The sequence below is a fragment of the Cupriavidus sp. Agwp_2 genome (genome assembly GCF_040784895.1).
GTDB lineage: Bacteria > Pseudomonadota > Gammaproteobacteria > Burkholderiales > Burkholderiaceae > Cupriavidus.
In genome coordinates this window covers 3586454-3607040 of record NZ_CP088083.1, presented here as the reverse complement: position 1 = coordinate 3607040, position 20587 = coordinate 3586454, and the positions used below count along the sequence as shown (strand labels likewise).

The 20587-nt window shown below is 67.7% G+C and carries 24 protein-coding genes, 1 tRNA gene and 2 pseudogenes; 21 read left to right on the top strand and 6 right to left on the bottom strand.

Translation table 11 applies throughout. The features are described from left to right. Window positions 1-72 precede the first annotated feature (72 nt). From LPA45_RS16950 to LPA45_RS16940, 3 genes and pseudogenes are all read right to left on the bottom strand, one after another. A complete protein-coding gene (locus tag LPA45_RS16950) occupies window positions 73-306 on the bottom strand; it encodes a hypothetical protein (RefSeq protein ID WP_116320130.1) in 234 nt (77 codons plus the stop codon). Window positions 307-514: 208 nt separating this feature from the next. After that, window positions 515-1290 (bottom strand): annotated as a pseudogene (locus tag LPA45_RS16945) (exonuclease). Then, complete coding sequence (locus tag LPA45_RS16940) at window positions 1176-1826, bottom strand: MBL fold metallo-hydrolase (protein WP_116319963.1); 651 nt, start codon at window positions 1824-1826, stop codon at window positions 1176-1178. Before LPA45_RS16940 ends, LPA45_RS16945 begins: the two are co-directional and overlap by 115 nt. A 294-nt stretch (window positions 1827-2120) precedes the next feature. Here LPA45_RS16940 and LPA45_RS16935 point away from each other — a divergent pair, with 294 nt between their 5' ends. Continuing rightward, complete coding sequence (locus tag LPA45_RS16935; RefSeq protein WP_199414597.1) at window positions 2121-2885, top strand: septal ring lytic transglycosylase RlpA family protein; 765 nt, start codon at window positions 2121-2123, stop codon at window positions 2883-2885. Window positions 2886-2973: 88 nt separating this feature from the next. On the opposite strand, the gene rsmI is transcribed toward LPA45_RS16935, so the two are convergent. Further along, window positions 2974-3882, bottom strand: coding sequence for a 16S rRNA (cytidine(1402)-2'-O)-methyltransferase (rsmI, locus tag LPA45_RS16930; RefSeq protein WP_116319962.1), 909 nt, complete (start codon window positions 3880-3882; stop codon window positions 2974-2976). 15 nt (window positions 3883-3897) lie between these two features. Here rsmI and LPA45_RS16925 point away from each other — a divergent pair, with 15 nt between their 5' ends. From LPA45_RS16925 to LPA45_RS16840, 18 genes are all read left to right on the top strand, one after another. Beyond that, window positions 3898-4293, top strand: a complete 396-nt coding sequence (locus LPA45_RS16925) for a YraN family protein (RefSeq protein ID WP_116319961.1) — start codon at window positions 3898-3900, stop codon at window positions 4291-4293. A 53-nt stretch (window positions 4294-4346) separates the two neighbouring features. Then, complete coding sequence (locus LPA45_RS16920) at window positions 4347-4934, top strand: phosphoheptose isomerase (RefSeq protein WP_116319960.1); 588 nt, start codon at window positions 4347-4349, stop codon at window positions 4932-4934. A 63-nt stretch (window positions 4935-4997) separates the two neighbouring features. After that, complete coding sequence (locus tag LPA45_RS16915; protein WP_116319959.1) at window positions 4998-5837, top strand: BON domain-containing protein; 840 nt, start codon at window positions 4998-5000, stop codon at window positions 5835-5837. Window positions 5838-5999: 162 nt separating this feature from the next. After that, window positions 6000-6380, top strand: a complete 381-nt coding sequence (locus LPA45_RS16910; RefSeq protein ID WP_116319958.1) for a cytochrome C — start codon at window positions 6000-6002, stop codon at window positions 6378-6380. A 13-nt stretch (window positions 6381-6393) separates the two neighbouring features. Further along, window positions 6394-7668, top strand: coding sequence for an NAD(P)/FAD-dependent oxidoreductase (locus LPA45_RS16905; RefSeq protein WP_116319957.1), 1275 nt, complete (start codon window positions 6394-6396; stop codon window positions 7666-7668). A 182-nt stretch (window positions 7669-7850) separates the two neighbouring features. Continuing rightward, on the top strand, window positions 7851-8744 hold the full coding sequence (locus tag LPA45_RS16900) for an EamA family transporter (protein ID WP_116319956.1): 894 nt from the start codon (window positions 7851-7853) through the stop codon (window positions 8742-8744). 96 nt (window positions 8745-8840) lie between these two features. Continuing rightward, window positions 8841-9257: an ArsR/SmtB family transcription factor gene (locus LPA45_RS16895; protein ID WP_367394652.1), complete on the top strand. Its 417-nt coding sequence runs from the start codon at window positions 8841-8843 to the stop codon at window positions 9255-9257. A 108-nt stretch (window positions 9258-9365) separates the two neighbouring features. Next, the gene (gene soxC, locus LPA45_RS16890) at window positions 9366-10715 is read left to right on the top strand and encodes a sulfite dehydrogenase (RefSeq protein ID WP_116319954.1); all 1350 of its coding nucleotides are present in this window, start codon (window positions 9366-9368) and stop codon (window positions 10713-10715) included. Continuing rightward, a complete protein-coding gene (locus LPA45_RS16885; protein WP_367394651.1) occupies window positions 10699-11748 on the top strand; it encodes a c-type cytochrome in 1050 nt (349 codons plus the stop codon). The genes soxC and LPA45_RS16885 overlap by 17 nt, the downstream gene beginning before the upstream one ends. 118 nt (window positions 11749-11866) lie before the next feature. Continuing rightward, window positions 11867-12193 carry a c-type cytochrome gene (locus tag LPA45_RS16880; RefSeq protein WP_035826540.1) on the top strand — a complete coding sequence of 109 codons (327 nt, stop codon included), beginning with the start codon at window positions 11867-11869 and terminating at the stop codon, window positions 12191-12193. A gap of 197 nt (window positions 12194-12390) precedes the next feature. Then, window positions 12391-12846, top strand: coding sequence for a thiosulfate oxidation carrier protein SoxY (gene soxY / locus LPA45_RS16875; RefSeq protein WP_367394650.1), 456 nt, complete (start codon window positions 12391-12393; stop codon window positions 12844-12846). 58 nt (window positions 12847-12904) lie between these two features. Further along, window positions 12905-13216 (top strand): thiosulfate oxidation carrier complex protein SoxZ, encoded by a 312-nt coding sequence (gene soxZ, locus LPA45_RS16870; protein WP_116319952.1) that lies wholly within the window; start codon window positions 12905-12907, stop codon window positions 13214-13216. Window positions 13217-13328: 112 nt separating this feature from the next. Continuing rightward, window positions 13329-13793, top strand: a complete 465-nt coding sequence (locus LPA45_RS16865; RefSeq protein WP_116319951.1) for a DsrE family protein — start codon at window positions 13329-13331, stop codon at window positions 13791-13793. 78 nt (window positions 13794-13871) lie between these two features. After that, entirely contained in the window at window positions 13872-14699 is an 828-nt protein-coding gene (gene soxA, locus LPA45_RS16860) for a sulfur oxidation c-type cytochrome SoxA (protein WP_116319950.1), read from the top strand. A 19-nt stretch (window positions 14700-14718) separates the two neighbouring features. Continuing rightward, window positions 14719-15381: a sulfur oxidation c-type cytochrome SoxX gene (gene soxX, locus LPA45_RS16855; protein WP_116319949.1), complete on the top strand. Its 663-nt coding sequence runs from the start codon at window positions 14719-14721 to the stop codon at window positions 15379-15381. A 5-nt stretch (window positions 15382-15386) separates the two neighbouring features. Next, window positions 15387-15881 (top strand): TlpA disulfide reductase family protein, encoded by a 495-nt coding sequence (locus LPA45_RS16850; protein ID WP_116319948.1) that lies wholly within the window; start codon window positions 15387-15389, stop codon window positions 15879-15881. Window positions 15882-15938: 57 nt separating this feature from the next. Further along, on the top strand, window positions 15939-17660 hold the full coding sequence (gene soxB / locus LPA45_RS16845) for a thiosulfohydrolase SoxB (protein WP_367394649.1): 1722 nt from the start codon (window positions 15939-15941) through the stop codon (window positions 17658-17660). A gap of 84 nt (window positions 17661-17744) precedes the next feature. Further along, a tRNA-Ala gene (locus LPA45_RS16840) sits at window positions 17745-17820 on the top strand. 87 nt (window positions 17821-17907) lie between these two features. Here the strand turns inward: LPA45_RS16840 and LPA45_RS16835 are convergent. Both LPA45_RS16835 and LPA45_RS16830 read right to left on the bottom strand, forming a co-directional pair. Beyond that, window positions 17908-18318, bottom strand: a complete 411-nt coding sequence (locus LPA45_RS16835) for a calcium-binding protein (RefSeq protein WP_367394648.1) — start codon at window positions 18316-18318, stop codon at window positions 17908-17910. A gap of 240 nt (window positions 18319-18558) precedes the next feature. Then, window positions 18559-18810: a hypothetical protein gene (locus LPA45_RS16830; RefSeq protein WP_116319946.1), complete on the bottom strand. Its 252-nt coding sequence runs from the start codon at window positions 18808-18810 to the stop codon at window positions 18559-18561. Window positions 18811-19130: 320 nt separating this feature from the next. Between LPA45_RS16830 and LPA45_RS16825 the strand changes: the two are divergent. Both LPA45_RS16825 and LPA45_RS16820 read left to right on the top strand, forming a co-directional pair. After that, a pseudogene (locus LPA45_RS16825) lies at window positions 19131-19268 on the top strand (MarR family transcriptional regulator); the annotation flags it as partial. 36 nt (window positions 19269-19304) lie between these two features. Beyond that, window positions 19305-20312, top strand: coding sequence for a cation diffusion facilitator family transporter (locus LPA45_RS16820; protein WP_116319945.1), 1008 nt, complete (start codon window positions 19305-19307; stop codon window positions 20310-20312). Window positions 20313-20587: the final 275 nt, after the last annotated feature.

Sequence of the window (20587 nt, the reverse complement as noted above, 5' to 3'; positions counted from 1 at the left end):
CGGAATAAAACCGGCCCCCACGAGCTGTGGGGGCCGGCCGGTCTGCGAGACAAACAGCTTCAGGCGGGTCGTCTAATGAACACCCAGCCAGTGCATGGCCTCCTGACCGAAAGCGATGGCCGCGAGCACGACCAGCAGTACCACCAGTGTCACCGTACTGACGTACAGCGTGGCCTTGGCGACTTCGGCGTCTTCATCCGAGGTGTGGTGATGGGTGATGGGCGTGGCGCCCTTCGGGTGCGACCCATGCGGCCAGTGAATCCGGCCGGCCAGGTCTCTCAAGTGCAGGTCGGTAGGAAAACGCATGATCGACACCTCCTCGGCAGGCGCCGCGCGGCTCCGGGCAACATCGGTCAGGCGGATGATGGCGGGTTGCGCAATTGCGCCGAATAGTCGGTTGGCTCGTTTCGCCCGGTGCGCCACATCCACTTCTACTATAGGCGGGTTGGCGGCAGATGCGAGAGCGCGGCCTGCAAGGGGCGTGCCGCAGCACATGCCGCGCTGCGGCAACGCGTCAGGGCTTTGGATCAGGCTGTGAGGACTCGCTCGCGCCATCGGCCACGGCCGGCGCCAGGCTCGCCAGCGACGCTTCCTGCGCGCGCAGCGTTGCCAGCATGTTGCAGAACAGCGCACCCTGTTCCAGCGCATCGTCCAGCGCCACATGGGTGTGGGGCAGCGGATCCAGCCATTCCTTCGGGAATGCCGCTTTCACGGTCTTGCGGTAAGGCCGGCCTGTCAGCGCAAAGCCCAGCGTCTTGATGTCCAGCGCGGCCCAGCCGAAGGGCGAGCGCCCGGCGAAGCGCATCATGTACCAGAACATCCAGGTGAAATCGAAGCCGGCCGGGAAGGCCACGAAGACCGGCTTGCCGGGCAGGCTCTCGACCCACTCCACGTAGCGCACCATCACGTCCTCCGGGCGCTGCAGGTCGCGCCGGCAGGCGCTCCAGGCCTCGGGCTGGGTCTGCCACCACTGCATCTGCACCGGATGCCCCGCCGCGCCGGGCAGCGTCTCCAGGTTCGCCGAAAACGTGCCGATCACCGTCTTGTCCGCCAGCATGGCCGCCGAAGCGAACGACAGCATCGAGTGCGGGCCCGGAATGGGGCCGTCGGCCTCGACGTCGGTGCTGACGTAGATTTCCGGCCGGGCGTCGGGCAGCTGTCGCTTGGCCATGGCGTCAGCCCACGTCGATCAGGTGGTCGGCCACGTAGGGGTTGTTGCGGCGCTCCTCGCCGAAGGTTGAAACCGGGCCGTGGCCGGGAATGAAGGTCACGTCCTCGCCCAGCGGCCATAGCCGCGTGCGGATCGAGCGGATCAGGTCGGCGTGGTTCCCGCGCGGGAAATCGGTGCGGCCGATCGAGCCGGCGAACAGCACGTCGCCCACCACCGCCAGCTTGTTGGCGCGCGAGAAGAACACCACGTGGCCGGGCGTGTGGCCAGGGCAGTGGTAGACCTCTAGCGTTTCATTGCCGAACTGCACGGTGTCGCCGTTTTCCAGCCAGCGGTCGGGTTCGAAGCTTTCCGCATGGCCGAAACCGAAGCGCCGCGTCTGGTCGGGCAGCTGCTCGATCCAGAAACGCTCGTCCTGCTGCGGCCCTTCGATGGGGATGCCGAATTCGCGCGCCAGCGCCGCGGCACCGGCGCAGTGGTCGACATGACCGTGCGTCAGGAAGATTTTCTGCAGCGTGACCCCTTGCTCCCGGAGCGCTTCGCGGATGCGCTCGAGGTCGCCGCCGGGGTCGCAGACGGCTGCGGTGCCGGTGCTTTCGTCGATCAGCAGCGAACAGTTTTGCTGGAAGGGGGTGACCGGAATAAGGAGGACTTTCATCGGTGATTTTTTGTGATCCATGCGGCATGTACAACTCGCGCCGCACGCGCCGCGACAGTGTCGAAAAACTGGCCGGCATTCATGCTTTGCATTGTAGCGCCAGGGGCTAAATTGTTGCGGCGCATGACTGAATGAGACGTAATGACCACTCAGTTACAAAATCGCCCAATCGCCCGCAATCCCTTGTCACGCCGTGGATCGCGGGCGAGATAGATCCCGTTCGTGCGAGATCGAACAGATTTCGTAACAAAATGAAAGAGATAGTCAGCAATAGTCAATGCTAGACTCGCGCCCATGCTTAATTTCACCGCCCTCACCAAGCGCTGGCAACGGCTGGCCAAGCTCGGGACATGCAGCGCATGCGCCCTGGTGCTGGCCGCTTGTGCCACGCCCCCCGAGGGCGACAATGCGGACGTTGCCGGTACGTCGAACGCGGTGCCCACGCGCGCCGCGAAGAACGCCGGCAAGGCTGGCCGCAACGACGCGGACAGGAGCGCCCGTGCGTCGTCCGAAGGCGGCAGCTGGAACCTGTTCGGCTACGACCCGGACGAAGGCCGCAGCGGCAGCTCGCTCGACGGCCTGCGCGCGGACATCGGCACCTTCGAGCAGCGCGGCGTCGCTTCCTGGTACGGCAAGGGCTTCCATGGCCGCAAGACCGCCAATGGCGAGCGCTTCGACATGCGCGCGATGACCGCCGCCCATCCGTCGCTGCCGCTCGACAGCTGGGTGCTGGTGCGCAACCTGCGCAACAACAAGGTCGCGGTGCTGCGCATCAACGACCGCGGTCCTTACCACGGCAACCGTGTGCTGGACGTGTCCATGGGCGCCGCCCGCCGGCTTGGCTTCGTCGAACGCGGCGCCACCAACGTCGAGATCCGCCGGCTGACGCGCACCGAAGTCGCGGCGCTGGGCCCGCAGATCGATGCCAGCGGCACCGAGGCCGGCGATGGCAGCGGCGACGACGATGTCTCCGTGCCCGAACTGGCCAACTCGCTGGCGCCCGCCAAGGCGCGCAAGGCCAAGGCCAGCGGCAAGACCGTCAAGCGCAAGCGCCACTGACGCCGGCAGCGCCCGATGCATGCCACCGCGCGCTGACACCTCTCCGTTACTTTCCCCGCATCGCCCCGGCGCCGTCGCCCGGGCGGCTTCAGTCCCCGCTGTTTCCGGAACGTTGCGCCAGCGCCAGCTGGTAGAGCGCGTCGGTGCTGGCCCCGGTAATCGCGGCCGCCAGCTTGGCGGCGCGCTTGGCCGGCAGTTCCGCCAGCAACAGTCCCAGCACGCGCTGCGCCTCGGCATCCGGCGCACCGTCCGCAGCCGCGTCACCACCGGCGCCTTCCACCACCAGCACGAATTCCCCTTTGGCCCGGTTGGGGTCGGCCGCCAGCCACGCCGGCGCCTGCGCTGCGGTCACCACCGCGATGTCCTCGAACAGCTTGGTCAGCTCGCGCCCGACCAGCAGGCGGCGCTCGGCCGGCAGGCCGGCGGCAAGCGCGGCCAGCGTGTCGGCAATGCGGTGCGGCGCCTCGTAGCAGACCCAGGCATGGTCCAGCGCGGCGAGCCGCGCGATGGCCTCGCCGCGCGCCTTCGGTTTGCTCGGCAGGAAGCCGACGAAGGTGAAGCGGCCTTCGCCGGCGTCGAGCATTTCGCCCGCCACCGACAGCGCGGCCACCGCGGCACTGGGGCCGGGCAGGGGCACCACCGGGTGGCCGGCGGCGCGCACCGCCTCGACCAGCCTGGCGCCCGGATCCGAAATGCCCGGCGTGCCGGCGTCCGAGACGTAGGCGATACGCTCGCCCGCGGCCAGCCGCGCGGCAATGCGGCCGGCCGCCTCGCGCTCGTTGTGCTCGTGCACGGCCACCAGCGGCCGCTGCAGGCCCACGCGCGACAGCAGTTGGGCGGTATTGCGGGTGTCTTCGCAGGCCACCGCGTCGGCCAGGCCGAGCACATGCAGCGCCCGCAGCGACAGGTCCGCGACATTGCCGATGGGCGTGGCCACGACATACAGCGTGCCGCCCGGGTACGACTGGCCGGCCGCCAGCGAGATCCAGTCACTCATTGAGAACTTCCGTCGATGCCATCATTCAAATCCACCACGCAGCTGACCGGCGCGCAGGCGCGCGGGATGCGGGCGGAGGACCGGGCGCTGGCGCATTTGCGGCGCCAGGGCCTGCAGCCCGTGATCCGCAATTATCGCTGCAAAGGCGGCGAGATCGACCTGGTAATGCGCGCGCCGGACGGCACGCTGGTGTTCGTGGAGGTGCGCCAGCGCAGCGGACGCGGTTTCGGCGGCGCCGCCGCCAGCGTCACGCCAGCCAAGCAGCGCCGCGTGCTGCTGGCTGCGGCACACTACCTGGCCACGCTGGCGCAGTTGCCGCCGTGCCGGTTCGACGTGGTGGCGCTGGAGCCGGGCCGGCTGGAGTGGCTGCAGCACGCGTTTGACCTGGACGCCGCAGCAGCTGGTACATAATGCGCGCTGGCGCGCGAGGCAGCGCGCAACTGCCAATGAAAGGCCACAGAGCCATGAGTATCGAGAGTATCCAGCAACAATTCCTAGACAGCGCCGAGACCAAGCGACAGGCCGCGGCGGCAATGGCCCCATATATCGACGCCGCCGTGGAACGCATGGTCGGCGCGCTGACCAGCGGCAACAAGATCCTGGCGTGCGGCAACGGTGGCTCGGCGGCCGATGCGCAGCACTTCGCGGCCGAGCTGGTGGGGCGCTTCGAGCGCGAGCGCCCGGGCCTGGCGGCGATCGCGCTGACCACCGACAGCTCGATCCTGACCGCGATCGGCAACGACTATGACTTCAGCAAGGTATTTTCCAAGCAGGTCGAGGCCCTGGGCGTGCCCGGCGACATCCTGCTGGCGATCTCCACCTCGGGCAACTCGGCCAATGTGATCGCCGCGGTCGAGGCGGCGCGCCAGCGCGAGATGGCCGTGATTGCGCTGACCGGCAAGGGTGGCGGCGTCATCGGCGGCCTGCTCGACGAATTCGATATCCACGTGTGCGTGCCGAGCGAGCGCACCGCGCGCATCCAGGAAGTGCACCTGCTGACGCTGCATTGCCTGTGCGACGGCATCGACGAGGCATTGCTCGGGGAAGCCTGAGCGCGCTCGCCTGCTTCCTCACTTCCGACCCAATTTCCAACATCCAGCCACAGCAAGGACCGCATGACGAACCTGCCCACTACGCCTGAACCCCGGACCGGCGCCGCCGGCACCGGCCGCATCCTTCGCGCCACGCTGACCGCGGCGGCGGTGCTGGTTTCCGCCACTCAGCTGGCCGGCTGCTTCCCCGTGATCGCCGGCGCCGTGGGAACCGGCGTGACCATGGCCACCGACCGCCGCCCGGCCGCCACGCAGACCGTCGACCGCGGCCTGCAAATGGAAGCCGAGAGCACCATCAACTCGCGCTACAGCGGCCAGGCCCGCGTCAACGTGACCGTGTTCAACCGCAAGGTTCTGCTCACCGGCGAGGCCAGCAACGACAGCGTCAAGCAGCAGGTCGAGCAGTACGTGCGCGGCCTGCAGAATGCGCGCGTGGTGATCAACGAGCTCGAAGTGGTCAGTTCGCCCGGCTTCATGACGCAGAGCCAGGACGCTTACCTGACCAGCAAGGTCAAGACGCTGCTGATGACCGCGGATGGCGTGCCGTCGAACTCGATCAAGATCACCACCGAGAAGAGCGTGGTCTACCTGCTCGGCGTGGTCACCCAGCAGGAAGGCGACCGCGCCACCGACGTGGCGCGCAACGCCTCCGGCGTGACCAAGGTCGTCAAGGCATTCGACTACGTCAACGACACCGAGCGCGCGCGCCTGGATTCGGCCTCGACCGCGCAGAACCCGTCGATGGATGGCACCGTCGGCACGCCGGCGCCGGTGCAGTCGGTGCCTGGCGTGGGCGGACCGGTCGATGCGCCGGCCAGCACGCCCAGCCAGGTGACTACCAGCCCGGTAAGTTCGCCGGTCTCCTCGCCCGTTGCGCTGCCGCCGGGCCGGAGTCTGCCCTGAGCGGGCTGACTCGCTGCCGATCAACGGCGTCCGCACATGCGGGCGCCGTTTTTCGTTCTGCGGTTTTCACCGCACACCGCCCGCTTCCGATGTGATACGGTTGCCACGCCCGCCGGCATCTTGCCGATGCCAGCGCCCGGCATCCCCACACGGAGCGAGACCATGACAACCATCCCCCGGCCCGCTGTGATCGTGCGGCTGGCAATGCTGGCCTCGGCGCTGTGCGGCGCCCAGCCCGCGCTGTCCGCCGATCCCGCGGCCTCTGTCCCTGCCTCGGTTCCCGCCGCAGTCCCCGCCATCGACGCCGCCCAGCGCGCACGCAGCCATGCCGCCGCCTGCACCAGTTGCCACGGGCCATCCGGCCGTGCGCCCGAAGGCAGCACCATCCCGTCGCTGGCCGGACGCCAGCAGGCCGAACTGATGGCGCAGATGCAGGCGTTCCGTTCCGGGGCACGCCCGGCCACGGTGATGCACCAGATCGCCAAGGGCTACACCGACGACCAGCTCGCCGTGATCGCGGCGTGGTTCGCCAACGTGCGTTGAGGGGGAGAGCGCCATGCAACGACGACATTTCCTGGGCGCCGCCGGCGCCGCGGTGCTGGGTTCGATGGGCTCGATGGGCGTACTCGCGGCGAGGGCCGCGGCGCCGGCCAGGGTGGTGGTGATCGGCGGCGGCTACGGCGGCGCCACCGCCGCGCGCTACCTGCGCGAGTGGAGCGGCAATGCCATCGAAGTCACGCTGGTCGAACCCAACCCTGTGTTTATCTCCTGCCCGCTGTCCAACCTGGTGATCGGGGGCAGCCGGCAGATGGGCGACATCACGCTGTCGTACGACCAGCTGGTGCGCCGCCACGGCGTGAAACTGGTGCGCGACACTGCCGTCGCCATCGATCCGGGCAAGCGCACGGTGCGGCTGGCCAGTGGCAGCACGCTGTCCTACGATCGCCTGCTGCTGTCGCCCGGCATCGACCTGATGAGCGATGCGCTGCCCGGCCTGAAGCGGCCCGGCGGCGACCAGGTGCTGCACGCCTGGAAGGCCGGCCCGCAGACCGTGGCGCTGCGCCGCCAGCTGGAAGCGATGCCCGATGGTGGCACCTACGCCATCACCATCCCTACGGCACCGTACCGCTGCCCGCCCGGCCCATACGAGCGTGTTTGCCAGGTGGCGCACTATTTCAAGCAGCACAAGCCTCGCAGCAAGGTGCTGGTCCTGGACGCCAACCCGGACATCACGTCCAAGGCCGGCCTGTTCCGCAAGGTGTGGGCGGGGCAGTATGCCGGCATGGTCGAGTACCGGCCGCAATACAACACGGTCGACGTCGACCCGGCCACGCGCACGCTCAAGTTCGAGGTGCAGGAGGACGTGCGCGCCGACGTGATCAACGTGCTGCCGCCGCAGCGCGCGGGCGCGATCGCGGTGGCGACGGGGCTGGCCACGGCCAATGCCAAGTGGTGCGATGTCGATTTCGTCACATTCGAGTCGCGCGCGGCGCCCAATATCCATGTGGTCGGCGACGCCATCCAGATCGCGCAGCTGATGCCCAAGTCCGGCCATATGGCCAACCAGCATGGCAAGGTGGCGGCGGCGGCGATCGTGGCGCTGCTCTCGGGCCGGGCGCCGGACCCGCAGCCGCTCTATAACAACACCTGCTACAGCTTTACCTCGGACCGCGAGGCGGTGCATGTGGCGAGCGTGCACCGCTACGATGCCGCGCAGAAGACCATGCTGACCGTGCCGGGCTCGGGCGGGCTGTCGGACGCGCCCAATACGCTGGAGGGGGTGTACGCGCTGTCGTGGGCCAAGGGCATCTGGTCGGAGATGCTGGGATAGGCACTGGCATTAGGCACTGGCGTTAGGCACTGGCGTAAGGCCCTGGAAGTTCGGAGCGCGCCAGGCGCCTCATGACAAAACCGCAAGAACGTGCAATGCCGCGCGCGGGGCGGCTGGTAGGCTTGGGGGTTTGATCGCCCCCCCAATCGCCATAGAGACCGGCCATCCAGGCCGCCCCCGCCATGCAAGCCAGAGACCGTCTCCTCGCCCTCGCCATCGTCTGCGTCTGGGGCGTCAACTTCGTCATCATCAAGGTAGGGCTGGCGGGCATGCCGCCGATGCTGCTCGGCGCATTGCGATTCCTGCTGGTGGTCTTCCCCGCGATCTTCTTCGTGCCGCGGCCGCGCGTGCCGTGGCGCTTGCTGCTGGCGTACGGCGTGACCATCAGCCTGGGCCAGTTCGCCTTCCTGTTCTACGCGATGGCGGTGGGCATGCCGGCCGGGCTGGCTTCGCTGGTGCTCCAGTCGCAGGCGTTCTTCACGCTGGCGATTGCTGCGCTGTGGCTGGGCGAACCTGTGCGCTGGCACAACATCGCCGGCATGGCGGTTGCCGCCGCCGGACTGGCGCTGATCGGCTCGGGTGCCGCCGCCAGCACCGGTGGCATGAGCGTGGCCGGCTTCGTGCTGACGCTGTGCGCGGCGTTCTGCTGGGCCAGCGGCAATATCGTCAGCAAGAAAATCGGACCGGTCGACCTGCTGGGACTGGTGATCTGGGGCGCGCTGGTGCCGATCGTGCCGTTCACGCTGCTGTCTCTGTGGGCGGAAGGGCCGGCGCGCATCGTGCAGAGCGTCACGCATGTGTCGGCCATGGGCGTGTTCGCCGTGGCGTACCTGGCATTCGCCGCCACCGTGTTCGGCTACACCATGTGGGGCCGGCTGCTGACGCGCTATCCCGCCAGCCAGGTGGCGCCGCTGACGCTGCTGGTGCCGGTGGTGGGACTGGTGTCGGCGCATGTGTTGCTGGGTGAAGACCTGTCGCCGGCGCAATGGGGGGGCGCGGCGGTGGTCATGGCGGGGCTGCTGCTCAATGTGTTCGGCCGGCGCCTGTGGGCGGGCAGGGCAATGCAGCGCCGATAGGCCACCACCCGGCGCCACCGCTGGCAAACCATGATTGGTGCCGCGCAGCCATGGCCGGCACAATCATGTTGTTCTGCATCATTGGGTAAACACTATATGCGCATTCACGCATATACGAATATATTGGATGGCATGGAAGAGCTGGATCGCGTATTCGAGAAGGTGTCGGGCTACTTCAGCCTGCTGGCGGAGCCGACGCGGCTGAAGATCCTGCACGCCTTGTGCGATGGCGAGAAGCCGGTCAGCACGGTGGTCGACACGGTGGGTTCGTCGCAGACCAACGTGTCGCGGCATCTCAACGCGATGTACCGCTCGGGCGTGCTGTCGCGCCGCAAGGAGGCCAACCTGGTCTTCTACGCGATCGCGGACGAGAGCGTGATCGAGCTGTGCCGCACCGTATGCGTGCAGGTGGCCAGCCGGCTGGAGGACAACGCCTTGCCTACCGGCGCGGTCGACCGCTTCATGGCGCAGCCCGAGGCAGCGCCCGCGCGCAGGCGCCGGGCGGCAAGCTGAGCGCGATCCGGCTCTTCCGGCCAATCGATAGCTGTTGCGCGACCGCGCGGCGGCACGAATAACAGGCAGCGCGGCCCCCACGCACGCAAGCTGCCGGAGGAGACGGCATTGCAGGAACGGAACCGGCCCGGGCGCATCGTGCCCGCGCCCGAGCACTTCGTCAGCGCATCGCTGCAGCAGGACATCGGCCGGCACGGCCTGGACGCGCCGCGGCGCGACTTCCTGCGCAAGAGCTTCCTGGGCGCCGCGGCAGGTATCGCCGCCGCCACCGCCGGCCGGCGCGCGCTGGCGGCGGACGGCGATCCCGCCATCCTGGAGCCGCAGCCCTGGGCCACTTCGCTCGGGCAGCCGGTCGCGGCGCGGCCCTATGGGCAGCCTTCGGTCCATGAAAAGAACCTGATACGGCGCGAGTCGCCGGGCCTGACGCGCGTGGCCGCGGCGTCGGTCGCCTTCGCGCCGCTGCAGGGCTTCTTCGGCATCATCACCCCCAACGGCCTGCATTTCGAGCGCCATCACCAGGGCTGGCACGATATCGACCCGGCCCGCCACCGCCTGATGATCAACGGCCTGGTGCGCACGCCGCGCGTCTACACCATGGACGATCTGATGCGCCTGCCGGCGGTGTCGCGCATGCATTTCATCGAGTGCGGGGCCAATACCGGCATGGAGTGGGGCAACGTGGCCGTGCCCACGGTCCAGTACACCCACGGCATGCTGTCCTGCTGCGAATTCACCGGCGTGCCGCTCAGGGTGCTGCTGGACGACGCCGGCGCCGACCTGCGCCGCGGCCGCTACCTGCTCGCCGAGGGCGGCGAGGGCTCGTCGATGACGCGCACCATCCCAATGGCACTGGCCGACGAGATCATCGTGGCCTGGGGCATGAACGGCGAGATGCTGCGACCCGAGAACGGCTACCCGCTGCGGCTGGTGGTGCCGGGCGTGCAGGGCGTGTCGTGGGTCAAGTGGCTGCGCCGGCTGGAGGTGGGCGACCAGCCGTGGAACGCCAAGGACGAGACCATCCACTACGTGGACATGATGCCGGACGGCAAGCTGCGCCAGTACACCTCGATCCAGGAGTGCAAGTCGGTGATCACCACACCCTCGGGCGGACAGCAACTGGTGGGCAAGGGCTTCTACAACATCAGCGGGCTGGCGTGGTCGGGGCGCGGGCGCATCCGGCGGGTCGATGTGTCGACCGACGGCGGCCGTAACTGGCGCACCGCGCGGCTGGAATCGCCGGTGCTGTCGAAGTGCCTGACGCGCTTCAACCTGGACTGGGTCTGGGATGGCAGTCCCGTCATCCTGCAGAGCCGCGCCATCGACGAGACCGGCTACGTGCAGCCGAAGATGGCGCAGTTGCGCGCGGTGCGCGGCACGCGCTCGATCTATCACAACAACGCCATCCAGAGCTGGCAGGTGGCGGCAGGCGGCGAGGTGTCCAATGTCCATGTGGGCTGAGCGCCGCACCGCCTTGCTGGTGTCAACGCTGGCGCTGGCCGCGGCCTGCGCGGCGCCGTCCTGGGCCGCCGGCACGGCCGAGGCCCGTGCGGCAATTGGCCGCACCGCTACCCCGGCCGAAGTGGCCGCCTGGGACATCGACGTCCGCCCGGACTTCAAGGGCCTGCCCAAGGGCAGCGGCACCGTGGCGCAAGGGCAGAAGGTCTGGGACGGGAAGTGCGCGTCCTGCCACGGCGATTTCGGCGAGTCCAACGAGATTTTCACGCCGCTCGTCGGCGGCACCACGGCCGAGGACATCAAGCGCGGCCGCGTCGCCGCCATGACCGGCAACCAGCCCTACCGCACCACACTGATGAAGGTCAGCACGGTCAGCACGCTGTGGGACTACATCCACCGCGCCATGCCGTGGAACGCGCCCAAGAGCCTGTCCGTCAACGAGGTCTATGCCGTCACCGCCTACCTGCTGAACCTGGGCGAGATCGTGCCGGCGGACTTCACGTTGTCCGACGCCAATATCGCCACCGTGCAGCGGCGCATGCCCAACCGCGACGGCATGACCACCGACCACGGCTTGTGGCCGGGACGCGGCCGCCCGGACACGCGCAATACCGCCTGCATGAAGGACTGCACTGGCCAGGTCGCGATCGCCTCGGCGATGCCGGACTATGCCCATGACACGCATGGCGACCTGGCGCAGCAGCAGCGCGGCTTCGGCCCGGTGCGCGGGGTTGCGGCCCATGGCGCAGCGCCAGCGGGTGCCGCATCCGCCGCTTCAGCGCCAGCGCCGGCTGGCGCCCGGCTGGCCAGCCAGTACCAGTGCGTGGCCTGCCATGCGACGGACCGGAAGCTGGTCGGCCCGTCCTTCGCGGATATCGCAGGCAAGTACAAGGGCCAGGACGCGCACGCCGCGCTGGCCAGGAAGGTCAAGGCAGGCGGGCAGGGCGCCTGGGGCAGCGTGCCGATGCCGCCGCAGCCGCAGATCCCCGATTCGGACGTCCATGCCATGGTGGGGTGGATTCTTGAGGCAAAATAGCGGGCTGGCCGCCGCAGTGCCCCCGAGGCGGCGGCCGGTGTGTGCCGCGAAGCAGCTTGCAGTACGCCGAGCGGCCTTTGCCGTCCCCACGGCTTTACAGAGCTTGGAGAGCTTAACAATGAAGCAGTTTGTCATCGCAGCGCTGATGCTGGGCGCCGCCGCATCGGCCCACGCGGTCGATGCCGCCAAGGCACAGGAAATCGCCAACAAGAACGCCTGCATGGGTTGCCACCAGGTCGACAAGAAGCTGGTCGGTCCTTCCTACAAGGAAGTCGCCACCAAGTACAAGGGCGACAAGAACGCCCTCGCGACCCTGAGCAAGAAGGTCAAGAGCGGTGGTTCGGGCGTCTGGGGCCCGGTGCCGATGCCGGCCAACGCCGCCATCAGCGACGCCGACCTGAAGACCGTGGTCGAGTGGGTGCTCGCAGGCGCGCCCGCCAAGTAAAGCCTGACCGCCCCGCGCGGGCAGTCCACCGATGCAACGGGCCGGACGGCGCAAGCCGGCCCGACCTGGACAGATCCAGCGGCCGGCAATGTACCGGCCGCAAGCAGGGCAAAAGCAGGACACAAGCAGGACACACCAACGAGTACCGCCAAAGCGGACGCAAACCGATTGGGACGGAGTAGCCGGAGAGATAAGAAATGAATTCGAAACGACGAGAAGTGCTGCGGGTCACCGCTGTCCTGTCGCTGATGGCCGCCACCGGCCTGATCAGCGAAGCGCAGGCGGCCGAATGGAACAAGACCGCCTTTGACGGCAAGAGCGTTGCCGACGTGATCAAGGCACTTGGCGGCAGCGGCACCGAGAAAAGCACCGCCATCACCTTTAACGCCCCCGACATCGCCGAGAACGGCGCCGTGGTGCCGGTGGCCGTGACCAGCACCATCCCGGAGACCGAGCAGATCGCGATCCTGGTGGAAAAGAACCCCAATACCCTGGCCGCCGATTTCATCATCCCGGCCGGCACCGAGCCGTTCGTCTCCACGCGCGTGAAGATGGGCCAGACCTCGGTGGTGCACGCCGCGGTCAAGGCCGGCGGCAAGTGGTACGTGGCATCGAAGGAAATCAAGGTCACGCTGGGCGGCTGCGGCGGCTGAGGCCGGCCCCCCTTATCCCCGTAACCAAGATTTCCGCCAACTGCAACCGGAGAAACACATGGCAGACCCGATGCGCGTACGCGCCACCGAGAACGGCGGCGTGGTTGATGTAAAGATCCTGATGAAGCACGACATGGAGACCGGCCAGCGCAAGGATGCGTCCGGCAAGGTCATCCCGGCCTGGCATATCCAGACCGTGACCACACAGTGCAAGGGCAAGGAAGTGTTCCGCGCCCAGTTCGGGCCGGCGGTGTCCAAGGACCCGTTCCTGAACTTCAAGTTCAAGGGCGGCGCCAAGGGCGACAAGGTCACCGTGACCTGGGTCGACAACAAGGGCGACAAGCGCACCGACGAAGCGACCATCGCCTGACGCTGCCCGATCCTGGTCCCGGGTTACGGCCGGGATGTCGCCGGCAGGCCGCGCCGTCCTCTGCTAAGGTTCGGGGCGGAATGCCGGGACGGACCCGGACGGAAGGAGCATTATGCGGCGAGCATTTATTCGAGCATCGGCGGCCCTGGCCGCCATCGGCCTGGCGGCCAGGGCCTCTGCACAGTCCGGCCAGTCGGCGCCGGCCGGTGCCGGCAAGGGCGGGCGCGTGAAGGTGGTGTACCAGCTGTCGGAAGGCATTGACCAGGCCGTGCGCGCGATGGGCAACCTGCGCAACCACCTGAATGGCGCCCCCGGCACCAGGATCGTGGTGGTCGCGTTCGGCTATGGCATCGATTTCCTGGTCGAAGGCGCCAAGGATGCGCGCGGCAACAGCTTCGAAAGCCCGGTTGGCGCGCTGGCCGCAGAAGGCGTGGAGTTCCGCGTGTGCCGCAATACGCTGACCGCGCGCAGGATTACCGAATCGCAGCTGTTGATGGAAGCAAAGGTGGTACAGGCTGGCGTGGTCGAGATTGCCCGCCTGCAGGCCGAGGAAGGCTACGCCTATATCAAGCCCTGAGCCGGGCTGGCGCGGTCTGAAGGCAAGACAAGAGAAGAACGGCCCGTCCCGAAAGGCGCGGCCGCGAGGAGAAGCCCCATGAAATCGATCCGAAGCCTGGTCCGGCGCGCCGCGCTGGCCACGGCCGCCACCGCGGCAGTTGCCGGCGCCGCCGCCGTGCATGCGCAGGGCAGCACCGCCGACGAAATCGCCAAGTACCGCCAGATGCTGGCCGAAGGCAATCCCGCCGAGCTGTGGGAAGCCGCCGGCGAAGAACTGTGGAAAAAGCCGGCCGGCCCCAAGAACGTCTCGCTCGAACAGTGCGACCTGGGCAAGGGCCCGGGCGTGACCAAGGGCGCCTACGCCGAGCTGCCGCGCTACTTCAAGGACGCCGACAAGGTGATGGACCTGGAGCAGCGGCTGGCCTGGTGCCGCACGACGCTGCAGGGGTTGACCAGGGAAGAGGCGACGAAGAATCCGTTCTCCGCGTCGGGCAAGCCGTCCGACATCGAGCGCCTGGTTGCGTACCTGACCGGCGAATCGCGCGGCGTGAAGATGAACGTGCAGCTCAATCATCCGGAAGAGAAGCGCACCTACGCCCTCGGCCAGAAAATGTTCTTCTACCGCGGCGGCGCCTATGACTTCGCCTGCGCCACCTGCCACGCGGTCGACGGCCAGCGCATCCGCCTGCAGGACCTGCCCAACCTGTTGACAGACAAGGGCGCGCAGGCGGCCTACACCACGTGGCCCGCCTACCGCGTGTCGCAGGGCGAGGTCCGCTCGATGCAGCACCGCCTGTACGACTGCCTGCGCCAGCAACGCTTTCCCGAACCCGCCTATGGCTCGGACGTGATCACCGCGCTGACCATGTTCCTGGCCAAGAACGCCAACGGCGGCACCTACGATGGCCCGGCGATGAAGCGCTGACCAGTACGGGAGAGACAACATGCAACGACAATACAAGGCGCTCGCCATCGCCGCGCTGGCTACCCTGGTGGCAACCGGTGCGCACGCACAGGACAACGCCAAGGCCCGCCCCGCCAAGGGCAAGCCCGCCGCCGTCAGCAACGCCGACATGAAGCACCTGATCGAGGACTCGTTTTCCTCCAGGGGCCCGGCCACCGTGGAAGGCGTGCTGAACCAGGACACCATGCAGCAGGCCTGCAGCCAGTACCCCGACCGCAGCAAGGTGCCGGACAAGCTGGCGAAGAAGATCGAGGCCGCCGAGCTCAAGCAGGTGAAATATCCCGCCGACAGCAACTGGCTCGGTGACTGGAAGGAAGGCGAGAAGGTCGCCCAGAACGGCCGCGGCATGCAGTTCACCGACCAGGTCGGCGGCACCAACGGCGGCAACTGCTACGCCTGCCACCAGATGACCAAGGCCGAGATCTCGTTCGGCAATATCGGCCCGTCGCTGTACCAGTACGGCAAGCTGCGCGGCAACTCGCAGGAAGTGGTCAGGTACACCTGGGGCAAGATCTGGGATTCGAACGCCTACTCCGCCTGCTCCAACATGCCGCGCTTCGGCCACAAGGGCATCCTGACCGAAGCCCAGATCCGCGACGTGATGGCGCTGCTGCTCGACCCGGCCTCGCCGGTCAACCAGTAAGCCCGATGCGCGCGCGTGCCGTGCTGCTGCGCTGGCTGCTGGCCGCTGGCCTGGCCAGCGCCGCAGGTGGCGCCGCCGCGCTGGAAGTGGGTGACACCGTGCGCCTGCCCGACGTGCAGACGCTCGACGGCCGCACGCTGCGCGCCGCAACGCTGGCCGGCAAGCCGCTGGTGGTCGAATACTGGGCCTCGTGGTGCCCGTTCTGCGCGATGCAGAACCCGCGCCTGCAGAAGCTGTACGAACGCACGCGCGGCACGCCGCTGCAGGTGCTGGCCATCAGCATCGACAAGGACCCGCGCGAAGCCGCCGACTACATGAAGAAGCGCGGCTACACCTTCCCGGCGACGATGGATTCCGCCGCGCTGCAGGCCGTGTTCGGCAAGCGCAAAGGCCTGCCCGAGCTGTACGTGATCGACGCGCGCGGGCGCGTGGTGCAGAAGGAAGTGGGCGAGATGCTCGAAGACGACGTGGCCGCGCTGGAGCGTTACGCGAAGCCATAGCGATGCGATGCCGGACGCCACGCGCCCACCGGCACGCACTTATCCACAGGAAGAGACATGAACCGACGCGAGTTCCTGCAGGTGCTGGCCATCGCCGGCGCCGGCGGCATGACTTTCCCCCACCACGACGCGCACGCCGCGCAGGCCGCCGAGTCGATGTACGACGTGCCGCGCTTCGGCAACGTCCACCTGCTGCATTTCACTGACTGCCACGCGCAGCTGCGGCCGGTGTATTTCCGCGAACCCAACGTCAACCTCGGCATCGGCGACTACGCCGGCAAGCCGCCGCACCTGGTCGGTGACGCGTTGCTGCGCCACTACGGCATCCGCCCCGGCACGCCGCAGGCGCATGCGTTCACCTATCTAGATTTCAACGAGGCCGCGCGCCGCTACGGCAAGGTCGGCGGGTTTGCGCACCTGGCCACGCTGGTGAAGCGGCTCAAGGCGGGGCGGCCGGGCGCGCTGCTGCTCGATGGCGGCGATACCTGGCAGGGCTCGGCCACGGCGCTGTGGACCAAGGGGCAGGACATGGTCGATGCGGCGCTGGCGCTCGGCGTCGACGTGATGACTCCGCACTGGGAAATGACGCTCGGCGCAGACCGTGTCAAGGAGATTGTCGACAAGGACTTCAAGGGCAAGGTTGCCTTCCTCGCGCAGAACATCAAGACCAACGACTTCGGCGACCCGGTGTTCGATCCTTACGTGATCCGCGAGATCAACGGCGTGCCGGTGGCCATCATCGGCCAGGCCTTTCCGTACACGCCGATCGCCAACCCGCGCTATTTCGTGCCCGACTGGACCTTCGGCATCCAGGAAGAAAACCTGCAGCACGTCATCGACGAGGCGCGCGGCAAAGGCGCGCAGGCAGTGGTGCTGCTGTCGCACAACGGCATGGACGTCGACCTGAAGCTGGCCTCGCGCGTGCGCGGGCTGGACGCCATCCTCGGCGGCCACACCCATGACGGCGTGCCCAGGCCAGTGGCGGTGAAGAACGCCGGCGGGACCACGCTGGTGACCAATGCCGGCTCCAACGGCAAGTTCCTGGGCGTGCTGGATTTTGACGTGAAGGGCGGCAAGGTGGCGGATTTCCGCTACCGGCTGCTGCCGGTGTTCGCCAACTACCTGCCGGCCGACCCGGCGATGGACGCGCTCATCAAGCAGGTACGGGCGCCGTATGAACAGAAGCTGTCCGAAGTCCTCGCCGTCAACCGTGGCGTGCTGTACCGCCGCGGCAATTTCAACGGCACGTTTGACCAACTGATCCTGGACGGCCTGATGCAGGTGCAGGGCGCGCAGATCGCGTTCTCGCCGGGCTTTCGCTGGGGCACCACGCTGCTGCCGGGCCAGGCCATTACCATGGAACACCTGATGGACCAGACCGCCATCACCTACCCGTACACGACCGTGACGGCGATGAGCGGCGAGACCATCAAGACCATCCTGGAAGACGTCGCCGACAACCTGTTCAACCCCGATCCGTACTACCAGCAGGGCGGCGACATGGTGCGCGTCGGCGGCCTGCAGTACACCATCGATCCCAACGCCGGCATGGGCAAGCGCATCACCGCCATGCGCCTGGCCGGCAAGCCGCTGGAGGTGGGCAAGACCTACAAGGTGGCAGGCTGGGCGCCGGTGGCCGAGGAGGCGCGCAACAACGGCGGCGCACCCATCTGGGACGTGATGGCGCAGTGGCTGCGCAGCACGAAGGAAGTCAGCGCACGGCCGCTGAACCTGCCCACGGTCCGTGGCATGGACGGCAACCCCGGCATCGCCGCCTGACTTGCCGGCGATGTTGCGCGGCGTCCTCATGGTGGCCGCCGAGGATTGAAGGCGGCCGGCGAAGTAGGCTACAATCCTCGCGACGGGCCGATAGCTCAGCTGGGAGAGCGCTGCGTTCGCAATGCAGAGGTCGGGAGTTCGATCCTCCTTCGGTCCACCAGGATTCCATACAAAAACAACGCTCGGCATCTCACGATGCCGAGCGTTGTTTTGCTTTGGGCCCCCACCAGTAGACCGGGGCCAGCCGTCAGTTCAGCGAACTGGGATCCTGCGCCGTCTTGCGCTGCTTGGCCCTGGCGACAGCGTAAGAGCCGACCTGCTTCTGCGTGACATAGCCGGTCTTCTTGCGGTCGATCTTGTCGAAGTTCTTCGCCACCTCGGGCATGCCGGCCTCGGCTTCCTGGCGGGTCAGCTTGCCGTCGTGGTCGGCATCGGCGGCCTTGAATTTTTCCGCAAACGCCGCCTTCATCTCCTGGGCAGTCATCGGCTTCTGTGGCTGCGCCGCTTGTGCGGGCTGTGCGGGCTGTGCGGGCTGTGCGGGCTGTGCGGGCTGTGCCGGTTGCGCCGGTTGTGCCTGCGGCTGTTGCTGGGCGCCGGCCTGCCCGGCGAAGAACACGGCAGTCAACAGGGCGCCGGTCACCAGTACGCGTTTCGTCATCAAAGTCTCCTCGCTTGTGTCTTGGAATAGCCGGCCCGTGTCGATGGCCTGGCTTCTGGCCCGGGTGGCAAGGGGCACTCTAGCAGCGGCGACTGTTCGGCAGAATTCAATCTTTTCTGAAGCCGATTGAATCGTTTGATGGCGGCGTGCCGCAAGACGGGCACGCGTTCCGGATGCGCCGTCGGCGGTCAATCGGGCTGAGCCGAAGTCGGACGCCCTCGGCAATGAAAGCCCGCCGTCCTACGCCACCCGCGTCGGCCGCCGGGCTTTCATCGCCGAAGGCCTTACTTGTTGCAGCGCGCGCAGCGACTGCAGCGCGTCTTCCACGGCCTCGATGCCGTCGCGCAGCCGCGCAGTGGCATAGCCGAGCCGGCTTTGCGCATCGGCATCGGAGGTGGACAGTTGTTCCAGTGCATCGACTTCCGCCTGCATCTGGCCGACCAGGCGGCGCAGTTGCGACGTGCTGTGCGAGGCAAGTGACCGAATCGCCATCGTAAAGGCCCTCCTTGCAGTGACCGGCAGGCCGGTCACTGACTACGGTAAGAGCGTCGCATGAACTTCGCCAGCGCTGTTACGAAATCGGCACGATTGCAGTCGGAACTGCCACGCCGTGCGGCAAGATCGGCTACAAAAGAGGGCACATGCTGGCCGCGATGGAGGAAATATCGTCGGTGACCAAGCACGGCTGGCGATCTCCGGCCTGCCACAGCGGGCCCGTGCCAGCATGACGGCCGGGCAGGGCGGCAACGCCAGTGGGGCGCCCGCGTCTCCCGGTCGGCATCGTGGGTGCCTTCCTGGGCTATAGTCGCGCGATGGAATCGGAATCCGAAAAACGCTCTGGCTTCCTGGTCACCGATGTCGGGCGGCTCTGCGGCAAGCGCTTCGACGACCTGCCGAAGTCCACGCTGGGCCTGACGCGCACGCAATGCCGCGCGCTGGCTTACCTGGCGGCCGCGGTGGAGCGCTGACCCGTGCGACGTGAACCCATGCAATCCCAATCAGCCAGCCTGCCCGACGACACCACCGCCGCGACCGCGGCCGAAGCCGACGCGCGCCACCGCGCGGGCCGGCGCTGCACGCTGGTCAGCGTGGGGGTCAATATCGTGCTGACTGCGGCGCAGGGCGCCGCAGGCCTGCTCGCCGGCTCGCAAGCGCTGCTGGCCGACGCAGCGCACTCACTGTCCGACCTGCTCTCCGACTTCGTGGTGCTGCTGGCCGCCTGGCAGAGCCGCAAGGATCCCGACGGCGACCACCAGTACGGCCACCTCCGTTTCGAAACCGCGGCGTCGCTGGCGCTGGGCGGGCTGCTGCTGGCAGTCGGCGCGGGCATGCTGTGGGCCGCGGTCGGCAAGTTGCAGCACCCCGGCGGCGCCCAGCCGGTACAGGCGCTGGCGCTGTGGGTGGCGCTGGCCACGCTGGTTGCCAAGGAACTGCTGTTCCGCTACATGCTGGCGGTGGCGCGGCGCGTGCGTTCCGGCATGCTGGTCGCCAATGCCTGGCATGCGCGTTCCGACGCGGCCTCGTCGCTGGTGGTGGCGCTGGGCATCGGCGGCAACCTGCTCGGCTATCACTTGCTGGACCCGGTGGCGGCGATCGTGGTCGGGCTGATGGTGGCGCGCATGGGCCTGCGCTTCGGCTGGGACGCGCTCAACGACCTGATGGACCGTGCCGCCGACGAAGAAACCGTCGCAGCGATCGAGGCGACCCTGCTCGGCACGCCGGGTGTGCAGGGCCTGCATGACCTGCGTACGCGCAAGATGGGCGACCAGGTGCTGGTCGACGTGCACCTGGAGATCGACGGCACCCTGACCGTGGCGCAGGGCCATGCGATCGCGGTCGAGGCACGGCGCCGCGCGCTCGAACACCATCACGTGCTCAACGTGATGACGCACGTCGATCCCGCGCAGGTTAATCCCGCGCAGGTTAATCCCGCATACGCCGCAGGGGCCTCCACCAGAACCGCCGCCGCCGGCCAGGCGGCTGTGGACATCTAGGCCCGCACCTGGGGATAACTCGCCGGACAAGCTGTGTCCCGCCTGGGGGTGCGCTGTGGGACGTATACGAACAACAATCGCGCCGCCGTCGCGGACGTATACGCAAGCGCCCGGCTATCCACGTATACGCATGTGCTGCCGCCGTGGTTATCTTTCTTGCAAGTCCTTGAGGCGAAAGGGAAAAGGTGACTTATCCACGGCGCAGTGACTGGTTTACCTACTACTACTATGTTTACATATGTAAACAATATAAAAACCATCACAAGGACCGTTGC

Excerpts from the sequence above, each read along its gene's own strand:
- LPA45_RS16865 (WP_116319951.1), top strand. The coding sequence starts at position 13,329 with ATGCGGCGAGCATTTATTCGAGCATCGGCGGCCCTGGCCGCCATCGGC.
- LPA45_RS16850 (WP_116319948.1), top strand. The coding sequence starts at position 15,387 with ATGCGCGCGCGTGCCGTGCTGCTGCGCTGGCTGCTGGCCGCTGGCCTG.
- LPA45_RS16920 (WP_116319960.1), top strand. The coding sequence starts at position 4,347 with ATGAGTATCGAGAGTATCCAGCAACAATTCCTAGACAGCGCCGAGACC.
- soxX (WP_116319949.1), top strand. The coding sequence starts at position 14,719 with ATGCAACGACAATACAAGGCGCTCGCCATCGCCGCGCTGGCTACCCTG.
- LPA45_RS16830 (WP_116319946.1), bottom strand. The coding sequence starts at position 18,810 with ATGGCGATTCGGTCACTTGCCTCGCACAGCACGTCGCAACTGCGCCGC.
- LPA45_RS16935 (WP_199414597.1), top strand. The coding sequence starts at position 2,121 with ATGCTTAATTTCACCGCCCTCACCAAGCGCTGGCAACGGCTGGCCAAG.
- LPA45_RS16905 (WP_116319957.1), top strand. The coding sequence starts at position 6,394 with ATGCAACGACGACATTTCCTGGGCGCCGCCGGCGCCGCGGTGCTGGGT.
- LPA45_RS16910 (WP_116319958.1), top strand. The coding sequence starts at position 6,000 with ATGACAACCATCCCCCGGCCCGCTGTGATCGTGCGGCTGGCAATGCTG.
- LPA45_RS16950 (WP_116320130.1), bottom strand. The coding sequence starts at position 306 with ATGCGTTTTCCTACCGACCTGCACTTGAGAGACCTGGCCGGCCGGATT.
- soxA (WP_116319950.1), top strand. The coding sequence starts at position 13,872 with ATGAAATCGATCCGAAGCCTGGTCCGGCGCGCCGCGCTGGCCACGGCC.
- LPA45_RS16925 (WP_116319961.1), top strand. The coding sequence starts at position 3,898 with ATGCCATCATTCAAATCCACCACGCAGCTGACCGGCGCGCAGGCGCGC.
- soxZ (WP_116319952.1), top strand. The coding sequence starts at position 12,905 with ATGGCAGACCCGATGCGCGTACGCGCCACCGAGAACGGCGGCGTGGTT.
- LPA45_RS16835 (WP_367394648.1), bottom strand. The coding sequence starts at position 18,318 with ATGACGAAACGCGTACTGGTGACCGGCGCCCTGTTGACTGCCGTGTTC.
- LPA45_RS16895 (WP_367394652.1), top strand. The coding sequence starts at position 8,841 with ATGCGCATTCACGCATATACGAATATATTGGATGGCATGGAAGAGCTG.
- LPA45_RS16885 (WP_367394651.1), top strand. The coding sequence starts at position 10,699 with ATGTCCATGTGGGCTGAGCGCCGCACCGCCTTGCTGGTGTCAACGCTG.
- soxB (WP_367394649.1), top strand. The coding sequence starts at position 15,939 with ATGAACCGACGCGAGTTCCTGCAGGTGCTGGCCATCGCCGGCGCCGGC.
- rsmI (WP_116319962.1), bottom strand. The coding sequence starts at position 3,882 with ATGAGTGACTGGATCTCGCTGGCGGCCGGCCAGTCGTACCCGGGCGGC.
- LPA45_RS16900 (WP_116319956.1), top strand. The coding sequence starts at position 7,851 with ATGCAAGCCAGAGACCGTCTCCTCGCCCTCGCCATCGTCTGCGTCTGG.
- LPA45_RS16880 (WP_035826540.1), top strand. The coding sequence starts at position 11,867 with ATGAAGCAGTTTGTCATCGCAGCGCTGATGCTGGGCGCCGCCGCATCG.
- LPA45_RS16820 (WP_116319945.1), top strand. The coding sequence starts at position 19,305 with ATGCAATCCCAATCAGCCAGCCTGCCCGACGACACCACCGCCGCGACC.
- LPA45_RS16915 (WP_116319959.1), top strand. The coding sequence starts at position 4,998 with ATGACGAACCTGCCCACTACGCCTGAACCCCGGACCGGCGCCGCCGGC.
- soxY (WP_367394650.1), top strand. The coding sequence starts at position 12,391 with ATGAATTCGAAACGACGAGAAGTGCTGCGGGTCACCGCTGTCCTGTCG.
- LPA45_RS16940 (WP_116319963.1), bottom strand. The coding sequence starts at position 1,826 with ATGAAAGTCCTCCTTATTCCGGTCACCCCCTTCCAGCAAAACTGTTCG.